The organism is Roseovarius sp. D22-M7, from assembly GCF_037083785.1.
Classification (GTDB): domain Bacteria; phylum Pseudomonadota; class Alphaproteobacteria; order Rhodobacterales; family Rhodobacteraceae; genus Roseovarius.
On record NZ_JBAPKY010000005.1, the window covers coordinates 70742 to 88751 of the forward strand.

General features: G+C 66.0%; 16 protein-coding genes. 13 read left to right on the forward strand and 3 right to left on the reverse strand.

The window, feature by feature from the left end; translation table 11 throughout:
* Positions 1-124 precede the first annotated feature (124 nt).
* Both V8324_RS04010 and V8324_RS04015 read right to left on the reverse strand, forming a co-directional pair.
* Positions 125-625, reverse strand: a complete 501-nt coding sequence (locus V8324_RS04010; RefSeq protein WP_336418631.1) for a phosphoribosylglycinamide synthetase — start codon at positions 623-625, stop codon at positions 125-127.
* Positions 626-1059: 434 nt separating this feature from the next.
* Positions 1060-1965, reverse strand: coding sequence for a LysR family transcriptional regulator (locus V8324_RS04015; protein ID WP_336418632.1), 906 nt, complete (start codon positions 1963-1965; stop codon positions 1060-1062).
* Between the two features lie 168 nt (positions 1966-2133).
* Between V8324_RS04015 and V8324_RS04020 the strand changes: the two genes are divergently transcribed.
* The 11 genes from V8324_RS04020 (at position 2134) to ettA (ending at position 15374) form a co-directional block, all read left to right on the forward strand.
* Entirely contained in the window at positions 2134-5553 is a 3420-nt protein-coding gene (locus tag V8324_RS04020; RefSeq protein ID WP_336418633.1) for an indolepyruvate ferredoxin oxidoreductase family protein, read from the forward strand.
* Between the two features lie 82 nt (positions 5554-5635).
* Positions 5636-6499, forward strand: a complete 864-nt coding sequence (locus V8324_RS04025) for a lysophospholipid acyltransferase family protein (protein ID WP_336418634.1) — start codon at positions 5636-5638, stop codon at positions 6497-6499.
* 22 nt (positions 6500-6521) lie between these two features.
* Entirely contained in the window at positions 6522-7334 is an 813-nt protein-coding gene (locus V8324_RS04030; RefSeq protein WP_336418635.1) for a glutamate racemase, read from the forward strand.
* 69 nt (positions 7335-7403) lie between these two features.
* A complete protein-coding gene (gene argC, locus V8324_RS04035; RefSeq protein ID WP_336418636.1) occupies positions 7404-8432 on the forward strand; it encodes an N-acetyl-gamma-glutamyl-phosphate reductase in 1029 nt (342 codons plus the stop codon).
* Between the two features lie 34 nt (positions 8433-8466).
* The gene (gene ccmE / locus V8324_RS04040) at positions 8467-8913 is read left to right on the forward strand and encodes a cytochrome c maturation protein CcmE (protein WP_336418637.1); all 447 of its coding nucleotides are present in this window, start codon (positions 8467-8469) and stop codon (positions 8911-8913) included.
* Between the two features lie 154 nt (positions 8914-9067).
* Complete coding sequence (locus tag V8324_RS04045) at positions 9068-9676, forward strand: holin-associated N-acetylmuramidase (protein ID WP_336418671.1); 609 nt, start codon at positions 9068-9070, stop codon at positions 9674-9676.
* Positions 9670-10245, forward strand: a complete 576-nt coding sequence (locus V8324_RS04050) for a holin family protein (RefSeq protein ID WP_336418638.1) — start codon at positions 9670-9672, stop codon at positions 10243-10245. The genes V8324_RS04045 and V8324_RS04050 overlap by 7 nt, the downstream gene beginning before the upstream one ends.
* A gap of 80 nt (positions 10246-10325) precedes the next feature.
* Positions 10326-12305: a heme lyase CcmF/NrfE family subunit gene (locus V8324_RS04055; RefSeq protein WP_336418639.1), complete on the forward strand. Its 1980-nt coding sequence runs from the start codon at positions 10326-10328 to the stop codon at positions 12303-12305.
* Complete coding sequence (locus V8324_RS04060) at positions 12302-12754, forward strand: cytochrome c-type biogenesis protein (RefSeq protein WP_336418640.1); 453 nt, start codon at positions 12302-12304, stop codon at positions 12752-12754. Before V8324_RS04055 ends, V8324_RS04060 begins: the two co-directional genes overlap by 4 nt.
* 50 nt (positions 12755-12804) lie before the next feature.
* Entirely contained in the window at positions 12805-13584 is a 780-nt protein-coding gene (locus tag V8324_RS04065) for an enoyl-CoA hydratase-related protein (RefSeq protein ID WP_336418641.1), read from the forward strand.
* A gap of 134 nt (positions 13585-13718) precedes the next feature.
* A complete protein-coding gene (gene ettA / locus V8324_RS04070) occupies positions 13719-15374 on the forward strand; it encodes an energy-dependent translational throttle protein EttA (RefSeq protein ID WP_336418642.1) in 1656 nt (551 codons plus the stop codon).
* A gap of 6 nt (positions 15375-15380) precedes the next feature.
* Here ettA and V8324_RS04075 read toward each other — a convergent pair whose 3' ends face one another.
* A complete protein-coding gene (locus V8324_RS04075; protein ID WP_336418643.1) occupies positions 15381-16160 on the reverse strand; it encodes a hypothetical protein in 780 nt (259 codons plus the stop codon).
* Between the two features lie 236 nt (positions 16161-16396).
* Here V8324_RS04075 and V8324_RS04080 point away from each other — a divergent pair, with 236 nt between their 5' ends.
* Both V8324_RS04080 and V8324_RS04085 read left to right on the forward strand, forming a co-directional pair.
* Entirely contained in the window at positions 16397-16990 is a 594-nt protein-coding gene (locus tag V8324_RS04080) for a LysE/ArgO family amino acid transporter (RefSeq protein WP_336418644.1), read from the forward strand.
* Between the two features lie 96 nt (positions 16991-17086).
* The gene (locus tag V8324_RS04085) at positions 17087-18007 is read left to right on the forward strand and encodes a DMT family transporter (protein ID WP_336418645.1); all 921 of its coding nucleotides are present in this window, start codon (positions 17087-17089) and stop codon (positions 18005-18007) included.
* The last annotated feature ends 3 nt before the right edge of the window (positions 18008-18010 follow it).

An 18010-nucleotide genomic window follows, 5' to 3' on the forward strand; every position in this document is an offset into this window, starting at 1 on the left:
CGGTGCGCGGGGGTATCCGACCCTCACGCATCAAAAAGCGGCCCGGCGCTGACGCGGGGCCGCTGGGTGTTCGTCACGTCGGGGGCCGTGCGCTGGTCCCCGAAGGTGTGTCAGTCAGGCAGTGTCACTCGGCCATCGCGGCAACACGTTCGGCGACCGCTTCGCGGAGCTGCTCGAGCGTGTAGTCATATTCCAGCCCGCCGACGCGCTCGACCTGGAGCGAGGCGAGACGGAAGGCGATGCGGTCGGCTGCGAGGTTGGCCTCGTCACTGACATCGACAACGAGGAGATGCTCGCCGTCGCGGTCGCCCTTGTGCGAGACGACCTTGCCGATGGTTTCGCCATCTACCGAACTGACGGTGGCGCCATCCTCGGCCTCGGCGAGGATCTCGTCGACGGCGGTCCTGTCGACTTCCCAAGGCTCCTCGTTATCGGCGCCCGCGGGCCCGGGTGCGGTGATGTCACCGTCCTCGCTGACCGTGGCCTTTTGCATGTCCGCTTCGGCCCCGGGAACGATTTCGTCCGCTGTTGCGGGTTCGGGTTCTGTCTCGTGTTTGTCGGCCTGTGCCGCGATGGCGGTTACACTGGCCAATGCCGTTGTAAGTGCGAGTTTGTGTACTGTCATTTCAACCTCCAGTCTTGCAGGCTGTGCCTGCGTGTGTGTCCAAAGCGCGTCCGTTGCGCTTCCTTCACCCCATCACATGGCCGGCAGTTCGTGCCTCTTCAACCGTCGTTCGGATGGAAATGATATAGATCACAATGGTTTGAGTGAATTTTTGAATGCACATGCGTCGGGTCATGCGCTGGCGTCCGGGTGCGCGCGGCGTGCCGCGGATCCGGGCGCGCGGCCCGGAATTCGGGCGGCACAAAAAAAAGAGGCCGGGCGCAATGCCCGGCCAAGTCCAACAGGGAGGTATGATGATGATCGCCCGTCAGGCAACCACCGTCATATGCAGGAATTAAAAAGTGTCATTCGGCCGATCAAGGAAAAACATGCTGCAGGCGCATCATTGCCGCTATGCTTGTGCCGCATGGCACACGCAGAAGTTGCCGAGACTATCATCCAACTGCCTGTTCCCTCATCTTTTTACGATAGGCGATGATCTCTTCCTGGACGAAATCCCGAAAGGCGCTGATCCGCTTGGAATGCCGCAGTTCCTCGGGATAGGCGAGGAAGACCGGCACCTCGTTCGAGGCGATCTCGGGCAGGACACGCTCGAGCTCGGGGAAATCGCGAATCAGGTAGTCGGGCAGCACCCCGATGCCCAGCCCGTTCAGCACGCCCTGAAGCACCCCGAAATAGTTGTTGACCGTCAGCAGCGACGAGATGTCGTTGGTCGCCAGTTCGCGCACCAGCAGCGCCGCGGCCCCGACCTGCGCCGAGCGCGGGTTCTGGCAGATAAGCCGGTGATTCTGCAGATCCTCGACGCGCTCTGGCGCGCCGTGCTTCGTGATGTAGGCGCGGGTGGCATAAAGGCACATGTGCACGCTCATCAGGCGCTTGCGGATCAGGTCGGCCTGGCTGGGTTCCTTCATGCGGATGGCGATGTCGGCCTCGCGCATCGGCAGGTCGAGCACGCGTTCCTCGAGCATCAGGTCGATCTTGAGATCGGGATACTTATCGTAAAGCTTGGTCAGGCGCGGCGCGAGCCACAGCGTGCCGAAGCCGGTCGTGGTGGTGACGCGCAATTCGCCGAACACCTCTTCCTCGCTGTCGCGGATGCGCGCGGTCGCGGCATCGAGGCGCTTGAGCATGGCGCGGGTGGCGTCGAACAGCAATTCGCCCTGTTCGGTGAGAATCAGCCCCCGCGCATGGCGGTGAAACAGCGTCGCGTTGAGCGATTCCTCGAGCGCGCGCACCTGCCGCGACACCGCCGATTGCGACAGGTGCAGGTGATCGCCGGCATGAGTGAGGCTGCCCGCGTCCGCCACCGCGTGAAATATTCTGAGCTTGTCCCAGTCCATGATCATAACTTCCTGAAATCCGCGCCAAGAATTACGAAATAGCAGAGATTTCCGGCGCCGCGATAGCGAGGGCGCGATATTTCGACGAATTTCCGCTTGGTAGGTCACTAAATATGACCTATTATCGGCGTATGATACCGCCACGGCGATCACCCATGGGAGGGCGACATGACCAAGCAGGAAATCACGCTGAACGACCGGTTCGATCTGGGCAAATCCCCGGTTCTTCTGAACGGCACGCAGGCCATGGTGCGGCTGATGCTTATGCAGGCGGCGCGCGACCGTGCCGCCGGGCTTGCCACCGCGGGGTATGTCACCGGCTATCGCGGCTCGCCGCTGGGGGCGGTGGACATGCAGATGCGCCGGGCCGAGCGGTTCCTCGCCGAGGCGAATGTGCGGTTCGAGGAGGGTCTGAACGAGGATCTCGCGGCGACCGCCCTCTGGGGCAGCCAGCAGGCGGAACTGCGCGGCGAGGGCAAGTATGACGGCGTCTTCGGACTGTGGTACGGCAAGGGCCCCGGCGTGGACCGCTCGGGCGACGTGATGCGGCATGCCAACATGGCCGGCACCTCGCCATATGGCGGCGTGCTGATGGCGATGGGCGACGACCACACCGGCGAATCCTCGACCGTTCTGCATCAAAGCGAATGGGCGTTGGTGGATGCCTACATGCCCGTGGTCAGCCCCGCGGGGGTGCAGGAGATCCTCGATTACGGGATCTACGGCTATGCGCTCAGCCGGTTCGCCGGGGTCTGGGTGGGCCTCAAGACGATGAAGGACACGGTCGAGGCGACCGCGGTGGTCGATGGCCGTCCCGACCGGATGCAGCTTGTCAGTCCCGAATTCCCCATGCCAGAGGGCGGGCTCAACATCCGGCTGATCGACACGCCGCACGCGCAGGAAGCGCGGATGATCGATTACAAGCGGTTCGCGGCCGAGGAATTCAGCCATGCCAACGGCATGGACAAGCGGATCTGGGGCAAGCCCGGCGCGCGCATCGGCTTCGTCGCGGCGGGCAAGAACTGGCTGGACCTCGTGCACGCGCTGGAGCTTCTGGGCATCGACGCGGACGAGGCCGAACGGCTGGGGATCACCACCTACAAGGTCGGGCAGACCTTCCCGCTGGACATGAAGGGCTTTCACGACTGGGCCGAGGGTCTCGACCTGATCGTCGTGGTCGAGGAAAAGCGCAAGCTGATCGAGGTGCAGATCAAGGAGGCGATCTTCGACGACCGGCAGGGCCGCCGCGTCTATGGCTGGTACAAGGGCGGCGCCGGCGGCATGCACCGCGAGGAGTTGTTCCCGACGCGCGGCGCGCTCGACCCGATCTGGATCGCCGAAAAGCTGGGCGGCATCCTGATCGAGGAAGGCCGCGGCACCGACCGCGTGAAGGCCGGGCTGGCCGCGCTGTCAGAGGCGCGCGCCGGCGACAACGCCGAAGAGATCGCCAAGCGGCTGCCCTATTACTGCGCCGGCTGCCCGCACAATACGTCCACGGTGGTGCCCGAGGGCAGCCGCGCCTATGCCGGGATCGGCTGTCACTACATGGTGCAGTGGATGGACCGCGAGACGACCGGTTTCACCCATATGGGCGGCGAGGGGGCCAACTGGATCGGCGAGGCGCCGTTTTCCAAGCGCGGCCACGTCTTCCAGAACCTCGGCGACGGCACCTACAACCATTCCGGGGTGCAGGCCATTCGCGCCGCGCTGGCGCAGGACACCACGATCACCTTCAAGATCCTCTATAACGACGCCGTCGCGATGACCGGCGGGCAGGCCAACGAGGGCGGGCTGGACGCGCCGCGCATCGCCGCCGAGCTGCGCGCCATGGGCGTCAAGCACCTCGCGGTGGTCTATGACGAGAAGGAGGATGTCGATCCCAAATCCTTCCCCGCGGATGCCGAGATCGCCGAGCGGGCGGAGTTGCCGAAGGTGCAGGAACGGCTGGCGCAGGTCGAAGGGGTCAGCGTGCTGCTATACATCCAGACCTGTGCGGCCGAAAAGCGCCGCCGCCGCAAGCGCGGCACCTTCCCCGATCCCGACAAGCGCGTGTTCATCAATACCGATGTCTGCGAGGGTTGCGGCGATTGTGGGGCACAATCCAATTGCGTCGCCATCGTCCCGGTCGAGACGGAACTGGGCCGCAAGCGGGCGATCGACCAGTCGGGCTGCAACAAGGATTTCTCCTGCCTCAAGGGGTTCTGCCCGTCGTTTGTGACCCTGGAGGGGGCGACCCCGCGCAAGGACAGCACCACGGATCTGAGCCTGCCAGAGATGCCCATGCCTGCGCTGCCAGCCATCGACGGCACGCATAACGTGGTCATCACCGGCGTGGGCGGCACCGGCGTGGTGACCATCGGCGCGGTGATGGCGCAGGCCGCGCAGATCGACGGCAAGGGGGCCGGCATGATGGAGATGGCCGGTTTGGCCCAGAAGGGCGGCGCGGTGCATATCCATTGCCGCATCGCGGACAATCCCGGCGACATCAACGCGATCCGCGTCGCTACAGGCGAATGCGACGCGCTGATCGGCGGCGATCTGGTGGTCAGTGCCGGGTCCGCGACACTGGGCCTGACACGGGCCGGCAAGACCGGCGCGGTGGTCAACAGCCACGAGATCATGACCGGCGATTTCACCCGCGATGCAGAGTTTCGCCTGCCCACCGACCGGCTGCGCCTGTCGCTGGAGGCACGGCTGCGCGACGACGTGCAGCTTTTCGATGCCTCCGATCTCGCGGGCAAGGTCATGGGCGATTCGATCTATTCCAACATGATGATCTTCGGCGCGGCGTGGCAGCGCGGGCTGATCCCGCTGAGCCATGAGGCAATCGCCCGGGCGATCCGCCTGAATGGCGCGGCGGTGGACAACAACCTGCGCGCGTTCGAGGTCGGGCGCTGGGCGGCGCTTTACCCGGCCGAGGTGGAAAAGCTGCTGACGCCCAAAGTGGTGGCCAAGCCGAAGACCCTCGACGACCGGATCAACCACCGCGCCGATTACCTGCGCGCCTACCAGGGCAAGCGGCTGGCGCGCCGCTACACGGCGATGCTGGACGGGATCGAGGACAAGGGCGTGCGCGAGGCGGTCGCGAAAGGCTATCACAAGCTGCTGGCCTACAAGGACGAATACGAGGTCGCCCGCCTGCACCTGCAGACCGCCGAGAAGGCGCGCGCCGAGTTCGGCGGCGATTTCCGCATGACCTTCCACCTCGCGCCGCCGGCGCTGTCGAAGACCGGCGCCGACGGCCGCCCGCAAAAGCGCGCCTTCGGGCCATGGATCCTGCGCGGGTTCGGCCTGCTGGCGCGGCTGAAGGCGTTGCGCGGCACGCCGCTGGATCCGTTCGGGTACAGCGCCGAACGCAGGATGGAGCGCGACCTGATCCGGCAATACGAGGCCGACATGGCCGAGGTGCTGCCGAAATGCGACCCGGGCACCCGCGCCGCGGTGATCGCCCTGGCCGAGCTGCCGCTGAGCATCAAGGGCTTCGGCCCGGTCAAGCAGGCCGCCGCGGCCAAGGCGGAAAAGCGCCGCGAGGAATTGCTGGCGACAATCCGCGCCGGCGGGCCGGAATTGGCGCAGGCGGCGGAATGAATCGTCACGAAACCTTCACCTGAAAGAGGCAAAAGCGTCGCGTAGTCTTCAAGGGGGCCGACCCCCGAAAGAGGAGCGACCGATGCACCACCAACGCCATATCGCCCGCGATCTTTCCTATGCCCATTCCGCCCAGACGCGGGGCGGGCGGGCGATGATCCGTACCATGGAAAACCTGACCGGGCGCGTCGCACTGATCAAGCGCGCCGCGGGGTACGAGCGCGACGTCGCCATGGGGCGTGACTTCTGGCAGGTGATCGTCGAGCGCTACGGGCTGAGCCTCGACATCGTGGCGGGGTCGCTGGACAATATCCCGCGCGAGGGGCCGCTGGTGCTGATCGCCAACCATCCCTACGGCATCCTCGACGGGCTGATGATGGGCCACATCCTCAGCCGGACGCGCGGCGATTTCCGCATCCTCGCGCATCAGGTGTTCCGCAAGGCCGCGGACCTCGAACGGGTGATCCTGCCGATCAGCTTCGAGGGCACCAAGGAGGCGCTGGCGCTGAACCTCGGCACCCGCAAGGCCTCGCTGGACTACCTCGGGCAGGGCGGGGCGATCGGCGTCTTTCCCGGCGGCACGGTCAGCACCTCGGCCAAGCCGTTCTCGCGCCCGCTCGATCCCGGCTGGCGCGGCTTCACCGCCCGGATGATCGCCAAGAGCGAGGCGACCGTGGTGCCGGTCTATTTCGACGGCCATACCAGCCGCCTGTTCCAGCTGGCCAGCCACCTGCATTACACCCTGCGCATGGGGCTGCTGATGCAGGAATTCCGCAAGCGCGTGGACACCTCCGTGCGCGTGGTGGTGGGCGATCCGATCCCGCGCGCGCATCTCGCGCAGCATGCCGGAGACACGAAATCGCTGATGGCGTTCCTGCGCGCGAAGACCTATGAATTGTCGCCAAGCCCGGTCGCGGCAGGCGAGATCGGGTTCGAATACGACTGACCCCGAGCACGGGACGCGCGACATGGCGGTAGGGATCTTCGACAGCGGGCTGGGCGGGCTGACGGTCCGGGACGCGGTGCACGCGCGGCTGCCGGACCTGGCGCTGGTCTACCTGGGCGACAATGCGCATGCGCCCTACGGCGTGCGCGACGCGGGTGACATCCACGATCTGACCACGGCCTCGGTCGCGCGGCTGTTCGAGGCGGGCTGCGACCTGGTGATCCTGGCCTGCAACACCGCCTCGGCCGCCGCGCTGCGCCGCATGCAGGAGGGATGGGTGCCCGCGGACAAGCGCGTTCTGGGGGTGTTCGTGCCGCTGATCGAGGCGTTGACCGAACGGCAATGGGGCGACAACTCGCCCCCCAGAGAGGTGGCGGTGAAGAACGTCGCGCTGTTCGCCACCCCGGCCACCGTCGCCAGCCGCGCCTTCCAGCGCGAGCTGGCCTTTCGCGCCATCGGTGTCGATGTCGAGGCGCAGGCCTGCGGCGGGGTCGTGGACGCCATCGAGGAAGGCGACATGATCCTCGCCGAGGCGCTGGTGCGGTCGCATGTTGACGCGCTGAAGCGCAAGATGCCGCATCCGCAGGCCGCCGTGCTGGGCTGCACGCATTACCCGCTGCTGGAGGACGTGTTCCGCGACGCGCTCGGGCCGGATGTCGCGGTCTATTCGCAGCCGCGTCTCGTGGCCGACAGCCTTGCCGATTACCTGACGCGCCATCCGGGGATGCGCGGCGCCGACGGCGAGGCGACGTTCCTGACCACCGGCGATCCGGCGCGCGTCTCGACCCGTGCCACGCAGTTCCTGCGCCGCGAGATCCGCTTTCAGGGTGTGTGAGGCGCGGCCGCGTTGCATTGCCCCCCGGAACCCCCTAGACGGGGCGTGATCGGTTCACGAGGGGGCGTCATGACCCATAAAATCGCCATTCTGGGCGCATCGGGCTATACCGGGGCAGAGCTGATCCGCCTGAGCGCCACGCATCCCGATCTGGAGATCGCGGCGCTGTCGGCCAATGCCAAGGCCGGGCAGCGCATGGCGCAGGTGTTTCCGCATCTGCGCCACCTCGACCTGCCCGACCTGGTGACCGTCGACAAGGTGGATTTTTCGGGCATCGACCTGTGCTTTTGCGCGCTGCCGCACAAGACCAGCCAGCAGGTGATAGCAAACCTGCCGCGCGATCTGAAGATCGTGGACCTGTCGGCGGATTTCCGGCTGCGCGATCCCGCTGATTACGAGAAATGGTACGGCAATGCTCATGCCGCGCCCGAGTTGCAGGCCGAGGCGGTGTACGGCCTGACCGAGTTCTACCGCGAGGAGATCCACGCCGCGCGGCTGGTGGCCGGCACGGGCTGCAACGCGGCCACCGGGCAGTACCTGCTGCGGCCGCTGATCGCCGCGGGGGTGATCGACCTCGACGAGATCATCCTCGACCTGAAATGCGGCGTCTCGGGCGCCGGGCGCAGCCTGAAGGAAAACCTGCTCCATGCCGAGTTGTCCGAGGGCTTTCACGGCTACGCGCTCGGCGGCACGCACCGGCACCTGGGCGAGTTCGACCAGGAATTCACGCGGCTTGCCGGGCGCCCGGTCGAGATCCAGTTCACCCCGCACCTGGTGCCCGCCAATCGCGGAATCCTCGCCACCGGCTATGTGCACGGCGACGCGGGCGCGGTGCATGCCACGCTGGCCGACGCCTATGCGGACGAACCGTTCATCGAGGTCCTGCCCTTCGGCGAGGCGCCCAGCACGCGGCATGTCCGGGGCAGCAATTTCTGCCATCTCGGCGTGGTCGCCGACCGCCGCGCGGGGCGCGCGATCGTCGTCGCGGCGCTCGACAATCTGACCAAGGGCAGCAGCGGTCAGGCGTTGCAAAACGCCAACCTGATGTTATCTTTACCGGAGGTGACGGGGCTGATGCTGGCCCCTGTCTTTCCGTAGAGAAACATCTTTACCACAGAGAAGAGCGCGTCCCATGAGATCCCTGAAGAAGTCCCGGCGCGTGCAGGTGGTGGCGATCGCCGCTGTGGCGCTGGTCCTCGCCACCGCGCTGGTCGGTTACGGCATGCGCGACGGGATCAACTTCTTCCGCTCCCCCAGCCAGGTCGTGGCCGAACCGCCGAAGCCCTCGGAGGTGTTCCGCATCGGCGGGCTGGTCGAGGAAGGCAGCCTGAAGCGCGGCCAGGGCGAGGTGATCCGCTTCAACGTGACCGATGGCGGCGCCGTGGTGGCGGTGACCTATCGCGGCGTGCTGCCCGACCTTTTCGAGGAAAACCAGGGCATGGTCGGCACCGGCCGCTACCGCGACGGCGTATTCGAGGCGACAGAGATCCTCGCCAAGCATGACGAGACCTACATGCCCAAGGAAGTGGCCGACGCGCTGAAGGAACAGGGCGTCTTCCAGGGATCGGGCGGCAGCTAGGGCTGCGCCGTCGGGATCCCCGGCCAGTCCACCCAACAGGAAGTCGTGACCATCGCGAGTGACGCGCAAGTGGCCCCGCACGCCGTGGCAGGAGTTCGTTAACCGCAATCCGCCCAGTCTGCCCGCATGGCTCAACGGCATGGCGGGACGAAAGATGCGGGATGTCAGGCAGATCGCGGAAGAGATCGTGGCGCGTGAGGGCGGGTTCGTCGATGACCCCGACGATCCCGGCGGCGCGACGAATCATGGCGTGACCATTCACACGATGCGCCGGCTGGGGCTGGATGTCGATCGCGACGGCGATGTCGACGTGGACGATGTCCGCGCGCTGAGCCGCGCGGATGCAGTACGCATCTTCATCGAGCATTACCACGACCGCCCCGGCATCGCACGGCTGCCCGACATGCTGCGCCCGAGCGTCTTCGACATGTACGTGAATGCCGGCGCCAACGCGGTGAAGATCCTGCAGCGGCTCTTGCGCGACATGGGCGAAAACGTGGGCGTCGATGGCGTGATCGGGCCGCAGACCGCGGCGGCCGCGGCGCGCGCGGCTGCCAAGGGGCCCGATCATATCGCCGACGCCTACGGAATCGCGCGGCGCAACTACTATTTCGCACTGGCCGATGCGCGGCCCGCCAGCCGCAAGTTCGCCCGCAGCCGCGCGGGCGGCAAGGGCGGCTGGATCCGGCGCGCCGAGGAATTCATCTCGCGAAGGTACCACCTGGACCAGCAGGCGTTCAACGAGAGGGTCTCGACATGGTAGGCGACATTCTGCGCGCGCTGTTCGGCGGCGGCACCAACGTGATCCGCGAGACGGCCGAGGTCTTTCGTGTCAATGCCGAGGCCGCCGACCAGCGCGGGGTCGAGGCGCAGCGCGCCGCCCTAGAGCAGATGTCCACCGAGTTCGGGCAGACGAATCGCGGCTGGTTCGACCGGTTCATCGACGGGCTCAACCGGGTCCCGCGCCCGGCGATGGCGCTTGGGACGCTGGGACTGTTCGTGGCCGCGATGATCGACCCGCTGTGGTTCGGCGAGCGCATGGCGGGGCTGGCGCTGGTGCCAGAGCCGCTGTGGTGGCTTCTGGGGGCGATCGTCAGCTTCTATTTCGGCGCGCGTTACCAGGTGAAGGGGCAGGAGTTCCAGCGCTCCATCGCGACGACGCTGTCGAGGGTGCCGCAGGTGATGGAGGGCGTGGCGAAACTGCGCGCCCTGCGCGCCGACAGCCCCGGCGCCGCCGCGACCGACACCGATGCCGGGCTGACACTGGCCGCGACCCGGCCGGACGACAATCCCGCGCTGCGCGACTGGCGGCGGACAACCGCGACATCGTGACCCTTTCGTGAGGCCGCGATGACCCGTCGCCCGCGTCGTTTGGTATTGGCGCGGGCGGGGACCTGCGCTATGTCTCGGACATGGTTACAGAGCTCGGTCACTTCGCCCTCATCCTTGCCTTCCTGACCGCCGCGGCGCAGGCGATCATCCCGCTTGTCGGCGCCTACAAACGATGGCCCGGCTGGATGGCGGTGGCGGAACCGGCGGCGACGCTGCAATTCCTGCTGACCGCGGTCGCGTTCCTGGCGCTGACATGGGCCTTCGTGACCTCGGATTTCTCGCTGCGGCTGGTGACGCTCAACAGCCATACCGACAAGCCGCTTCTGTACAAGATCACCGGCGTTTGGGGCAATCATGAGGGCTCCATGCTGCTCTGGGTGCTGATCGTCACGCTCTTTGGCGGGGCGGTGGCATGGTTCGGCGCGAACCTGCCGCCGTCGCTGCGCGCCCGGGTGCTGAGCGTGCAGGCGATGATCGGGGTGGCGTTCTTCGCCTTCATCCTCTTCACCTCGAACCCGTTCCTGCGCATGGCGCAGCCGCCCTTCGACGGGCAGGATCTGAACCCGCTGCTGCAGGATCCCGGCCTCGCCTTTCACCCGCCGTTTCTCTATCTCGGCTATGTCGGGCTTTCGATGACGTTCTCGTTTGCCGTGGCGGCGTTGATCGAGGGCCGCGTCGACGCAGCCTGGGGCCGTTGGGTGCGGCCCTACACGCTGGCGGCGTGGATGTTCCTGACCGTCGGCATCGGCCTTGGATCCTGGTGGGCCTATTACGAGCTGGGCTGGGGCGGGTTCTGGTTCTGGGATCCGGTGGAGAATGCCAGCTTCATGCCCTGGCTGATCGCCGCGGCGCTGCTGCATTCCGCCATCGTCGTGGAAAAACGCGAATCCCTCAAAAGCTGGACCATCCTGCTGGCGATCATCGCCTTCGGGTTCTCGATGGTCGGCGCATTCATCACCCGGTCAGGCGTGCTGACCAGCGTGCACGCCTTCGCGACCGATCCCGAACGCGGGGTGTTCCTGCTGGGCATCCTTGCGGTGTTCATGATCGGCGCGCTGACGCTTTTCGCAGTGCGGGCGCCCGTCATGCAGGCGCGCGGCGTGTTTGGTACGGTCAGCCGCGAATCGGCGCTGGTGCTCAACAACATCCTGCTGGCGGTGTCGTGTTTCGTGGTCTTCATCGGCACGATCTGGCCGCTGGTGGCCGAGATGGTCTTTGACCGCAAGCTGACCGTCGGCGCGCCGTTCTTCGATGCCGCCTTCACGCCGTTCATGGTGCTGCTGGGCCTGGCCCTGCCCATCGGCGCGATGATGCCGTGGAAGCGCGCCAAGATCGCGCCCGTGCTGCGCAAGCTGGCGCCGGTCTTCGTGCTCGCGGTGGCCGTCGGCGCGCTGGGCTGGGCGATCCAGACCGGGCGCTCGGCGGTCGGTCCGGTGGGGCTGTTCCTCGGCGCGTGGCTGATCGGCGGCGCGCTGGTCGATCTGTGGTCGCGCACCGGGCGCGGATCGGGCCGCATCGCCCGTCTGGCCCGTCTGCCGCGCGCCGACTGGGGCAAGGCGCTGGCGCATGGCGGTCTGGGCGTCACCATCGCCGGGATCGCCGCGATGACCGCATGGGAGGCCGAGGATATCCGCGTGTTGCAGACCGGCGAAAGTCTGGACATCGCGGGCTACACATTGCGGCTTGACGATGTGCGCCGCGAAGAGGGACCGAACTACATGGCCACGGTGGCCGATTTCACCCTCAGCCAGGACGGGACCGTGATCGGCACCATGCAGCCCGAAAAGCGCAACTATCCCGTGGCGCAGATGCCCACCACCGAGGCGGCGCTCGACAACGGTGTCCTGCGCGACATCTACGTGGTGATCGGCGACCCGCAGGATGGCGGCGGCTGGGCGGTGCGCAGCTATTACAAGCCGCTGGCGAACTGGATCTGGGGCGGGACCATCCTGATGGCGCTTGGCGGGCTCGTCTCGCTGAGCGACCGGCGCTACCGCGTCGCCGCCGGGGCGCGCAAGTCGCCGCAGGCCCCCGACGCGCAGGGGGTGCCGGCCGAATGAAGCGCCTTGCCGTGATCCTGTGCCTTCTGGCCGGGCCGGTTTTCGCGGTCCAGCCCGACGAGATGCTCGACGATCCCGCGCTGGAAGAGCGCGCGCGCGAGATCTCCGAGGGTCTGCGCTGCCTTGTCTGCCGCAACGAGAGCATCGACGAATCCAACGCCGATCTCGCCAGCGACATGCGCCTGCTGGTGCGCGAGCGTCTGGTGGCCGGCGACAGCGATGCCGAGGTGGTCGATTTCATCACCGATCGCTACGGCGAATACGTGCTGCTGAAGCCGCGCACCGGCGGGTCCAACATGCTTTTGTGGCTGGCCGGGCCGATCATGCTGGGGGCCGGTCTGCTGATGGCGGGGCTGTACCTGCGGGGCCGGTCGCGAACCCCCGAGGACGCGGTCACCCGGCTGAGCGAGGCCGAGCAGGACCGCCTGCGCGCCATCCTGAAGGACTGAAGGCAGGCGTGCGGGCGCCATGACGCGACACCCAACAGGAGGCTGCGCCGGTGACCGAGTATGACACCATCACCCTCGACCTCGTCGACGAGGTCGGGCTTGTCTGCCTCAACCGGCCCGAGCGGCGCAATGCGCTCAACAGCCAGATGCGCGCCGAAATCATCGATGCCGTGACCTGCGCGGGCCGCGAGACGCGGGTGGTGGTGCTGACAGGGCAGGGTGGCGCGTTCTGTTCGGGTCAGGATCTCGGCGATGGCGGCGATGCCGCGACGCTCGATCTGGAACGCGTCCTGCGCGAGGAATACGTGCCGATGCTGCGGTCGATCATCGACTGCCCGGTGCCGACGGTCAGTGCCGTCAACGGCGCCGCGGCGGGGGCGGGCGCCAACCTCGCGCTGGCCGCCGACGTGGTGATCGCCACCGAAAGCGCCTATTTCCTGCAGGCCTTCGCGCGGATCGGCCTGATCCCCGATGCCGGCGGCACATGGATGCTGCCGCGCCAGATGGGCATGGCCAAGGCTATGGGCGCAGCACTCTTCGCCGAGCCGATCAGCGCCCGGCAGGCCAGCGACTGGGGCATGATCTGGGAGGCGGTCAGCGACGAGGGGTTCGAGGCGCATTGGCAGGCGCGCGCCGCACAGCTTGCCAAGGGGCCGACGCAGACCTACCGCGCCGCCAAACAGGCGATCCGCGCCAGCTGGACCAACACGCTCGACGACCAGCTCGACCTCGAGGCGCAGCTGCAGGGCGAATGCGGGGAAAGCCGCGATTTCAAGGAAGGCGTCGTGGCGTTCCTCGAAAAACGAACGCCGCGGTTCGAGGGGCGCTGAGGCAGGCTTGCATCCCCGCCCCGAGCCCGGGTCTTCGCACCCGACGGCGAAAGCGCGATTGCCCGTTTGAAATAGTCCCGCGGGACGGTTACATGCCTGATGATCGGGATTTCATCGGGAAAGAAAGACGCGCCATGGCAGCCTATCAATATGTCTATCACATGCAGGGGGTCTCCAAGACCTATCCGGGCGGCAAGAAGTGCTTCGAGGACATACACCTGAACTTCCTGCCCGGCGTCAAGATCGGCGTGGTGGGCGTGAACGGCTCGGGCAAGTCCACGCTGATGCGGATCATGGCCGGTCTCGACACCGACTTCACCGGCGAGGCGTGGCGCGCCGAGGGCGCGCGCGTCGGCTACCTGCCGCAGGAACCGCAGCTTGATGAAAGCCTCAGCGTGCGCGACAACGTGATGCTTGGCGTGGCGCAGAAGCAGGCCAAGCTGGAGCGGTTCAACGAACTGGCGATGAACTATTCCGACGAGACCGCCGACGAGATGGCGGCGCTGCAGGACGAGATCGACAGCAACAACCTGTGGGATCTCGACAGCCAGATCGACGTCGCGCTCGAGGCGCTGCGCTGCCCGCCCGACGATGCCGACGTGACCAAGCTGTCGGGCGGTGAGAAACGCCGCGTCGCGCTCTGCAAGCTGCTGCTCGAGGCCCCCGACATGCTGCTGCTGGACGAGCCGACCAACCATCTCGACGCCGAGACCATCGCGTGGCTGCAGCAGCATCTCATCGACTACAAGGGCACGATCCTGATCGTCACCCACGATCGCTATTTCCTCGACAACATCACCGGCTGGATCCTTGAACTCGACCGCGGGCGCGGCATCCCCTACGAGGGCAACTATTCCAGCTGGCTGGAACAGAAGGCCAAGCGGCTGGAGCGCGAGGCGAAGGAAGACAAGTCCAAGCAGAAGACCCTGCAACGAGAGCTTGAATGGATGCGGCAGGGGCAGAAGGCGCGGCAGGCCAAGCAGAAGGCCCGGATCAACGCCTATAACGAGCTTGCCAACCAGTCCGAGCGCGAGAAGCTGTCGCGCGCCCAGATCGTCATCCCCAACGGCCCGCGTCTGGGGTCGAAGGTGATCGAGGTCGAGGGGCTGAAAAAGCACATGGGCGACGTGCTGCTGATCGAGGATCTCAGCTTTGCGCTGCCGCCCGGCGGCATCGTCGGGGTGATCGGCCCCAACGGCGCCGGCAAGTCGACGCTGTTCAAGATGCTGACCGGCCACGAGGACCCCGACGAAGGCACCATCGAATACGGCGACACCGTGCAGATGTCCTATGTCGACCAGTCGCGCGACGATCTCAAACCCGACGAGAATGTCTGGGAGGCGATCGCCGACGGCAAGGACATCATCAAGCTGGGCGATGCCGAGGTGAACGCCCGCGCCTATTGTTCGTCCTTCAACTTCAAGGGCGGCGACCAGCAGAAGAAGGTCTCGCTTCTGTCGGGGGGCGAGCGCAACCGCGTGCACATGGCGCGGCTGCTGAAAGAGGGCGGCAACGTCCTTCTGCTCGACGAGCCGACCAACGATCTCGACGTCGAGACGCTGCGCGCGCTCGAGGACGCGCTGGTCGATTTCGCCGGCTGCGCGGTGGTCATTTCGCACGACCGTTTCTTCCTCGACCGGATCTGCACGCATATCCTCGCCTTCGAGGGCGAGGCGCATGTCGAATGGTTCGAGGGCGCATTCTCGGATTACGAGGAAGACAAGAAACGCCGCCTCGGCGCCGACGCGCTGGAGCCCAAGCGGGTGAAGCACAAAAAGTTCGCGCGGTGAGTGGTCCTAGCATGGGGAATTCAGTAGGTCCGGGCCGATGAAGTCCCAAATGTAGAGGACAGTTAACAGCGCGCCGGCGCCCAATCCTAACGCCAAGCGCAAAGGATAGTAAGTATCCTTAAATTTTTCTAATGATCGAAAATAAATGACGTAAATCAAGACAATAATCAGGCAATAAATGATGGTTCCTATGGCCAGATCGCACCTGGATACCCACGCCAGATCAGTTTTCATGAAGTTCATGAACCCCCATGTCGACGCGAACAGCATGAACATAAGGAAGTTCGATTTCGAAGCGCGCTCTTCCGCCAGGATATCGTCCCAGCGGTCGATAACATCTTCTTCGAAATAAACGTTGGTTTGTTCTTTGAAATAAAGCTCGGGTTTCGACACGCCCGGAATTGCTCTGATCTGCGCAAGCGTCTCTATCCGCGGGGTCACCGCATTTTTGAGATGCTTCCATCGCGCGAAAATCTCGTTCAGGCGTTTCTTGTACACAAAATCCAAGATCATCACGAGGAGCGGCGATACTGCGATCATTGCGTCGAGCAGATCCGTCGTCGCAGACGCTACAACGGATGCAACTACGATCGCCTTTGCAATGAACATCCGGTCAAGACTTGCCTTGTCTGCGATGATCTCTCTTCTGGTTTGCACTAGGAAACTGACCAATGTTTCCAAACGGTCACCATCGGTGGTTTCGCACCTTTTAAGATCACCTTCGGAGTATGAACATTTCGCGCACATTGGAATATGGTACCAGCGTGCTCGCGACTGCGCCAGCACCACTTCGCCCTAGCGAGTTGCTCCGCACAGGTGATCCGGAACGGATACTTGAAGCATGACAATCGCGCGGTTTGGGACAGGTTGGATGCCAATCATTAACCCTGCCCCGTCACTCCTTCGCTTGTAATGCTACCCCTTTGTAAAAGTTGGCATCCACCCCGGTAATGATGGATACGAATGTCGGTCTCATCCGACTCTATGCGATCCAGTAACCAGCACCAGAAGGGAGATGTGCTATGCAATCCGCATTCGCCGGCTTCGCGCTCGGGCTGGGGTTGATCCTCGCTATCGGGGCGCAGAATGCGTTCGTGCTGCGGCAGGGGCTGCGGCGCGAGCATCTGCTGGCGGTGGTGCTGGTATGCGCGCTGTCGGATGCCGTTCTGGTCAGCGTCGGCGTCGCCGGGTTCGGCGCGTTGGCCGAGGCCGTGCCGGGGCTCGAACGGATCATGCGCTATGGCGGCGCCGCTTTCCTCGCGGTCTACGGCGCGCGCGCCTTTCTTGCCGCGTGGCGCGGCGGGGCAGCGTTGCAGGCCGGGACCGGGGCGGGCAGCCTGCGCCGCGCGGTGCTGACCTGCCTCGCGCTGACATGGCTCAACCCGCATGTCTATCTCGACACCGTCGTCCTGCTGGGCGCGGTCTCGGCGCAATATCCCGATCGGCTGGCCTTCGGCGCGGGGGCGGTGACGGCCAGCTTCGTGTTCTTCTTCGCGCTCGGCTACGGCGCGCGGCTGGCCGCGCCGCTGTTCCGCAGCCCGACCGGCTGGCGCGTCCTCGACGCTGGGGTGGGGCTGGTGATGTGGGCCATCGCGGCCAGCCTTTTGCGTGGCTGAGCCATGCGACAGGCGGGACAGCGCCATGCATGAATAACATATGTCCCGTGCTCCGCCCGCCTCGACAGCCCGCGCGCGTCATGTGCTAATGCCCGCATGAGCGCAGCAACTGGCATCGACGCCGAACCGGCGGCCCATCCCGGCTGGGGCATTTTCTGGATGGTGGTGACGGGGATCCTGTTCGTCGGGGTCACCGCATTGGTCAAGTATCTGGGCACCCGGGTGCCGGCGCCGCAGGCCGCCTTCCTGCGTTACGCGATGGGGCTGGTCTTCGTGCTGCCCCTGCTGCGCACGATGTGGGCGTTCCGGCCCGAACGCGGAACATGGGGCCTGATCGCGGCGCGCGGGGCCTTCCACACGGCCGGCGTGGCGCTGTGGTTCTACGCGATGGCGCGCATCCCCATAGCCGACGTGACGGCGATGAACTACCTCTCGCCGATCTATGTCACGCTCGGGGCCGCGCTGTTCCTGGGCGAGCGGCTTGCGGCGCGGCGGGTAATCGCGGTGATCGTGGCGCTCTGCGGCGCGGTGATCATCCTGCGCCCGGGCTTCCGGGAACTGGGCCCGGGGCATGTCGCGATGCTGTTCACCGCCGTGTGCTTCGGCGGCTCTTACCTGCTGGCCAAGCGGATCTCGGGCCGGGTCACCGCCGGCGTGGTGGTGGCGATGCTGTCGCTGACCGTCACGGTCGGGCTGGCGCCGCTGGCCTGGGCGGTCTGGGTGCCGCCGACGCCTTGGGAACTGGCGGTTCTCTTCGGCGTGGCCTGCCTTGCGACGGGCGGGCATTACACCATGACGCTGGCCTTCCGCGCCGCCCCGCTGGCGGTCACCCAGCCGGTGACCTTCCTGCAGCTCGTCTGGGCGGTGATCGTCGGCGCGGTGATCTTCGGAGAGGGGGTCGACATCTTCGTGGTCCTCGGCGGGACGGTCATCGTGGGCGCGGTCAGCTTCATCAGCTGGCGCGAGTCGCTGTTGAAGCGACGGCTGACGCCGCCGGTTGCGGCGACGCGGATATAAGGC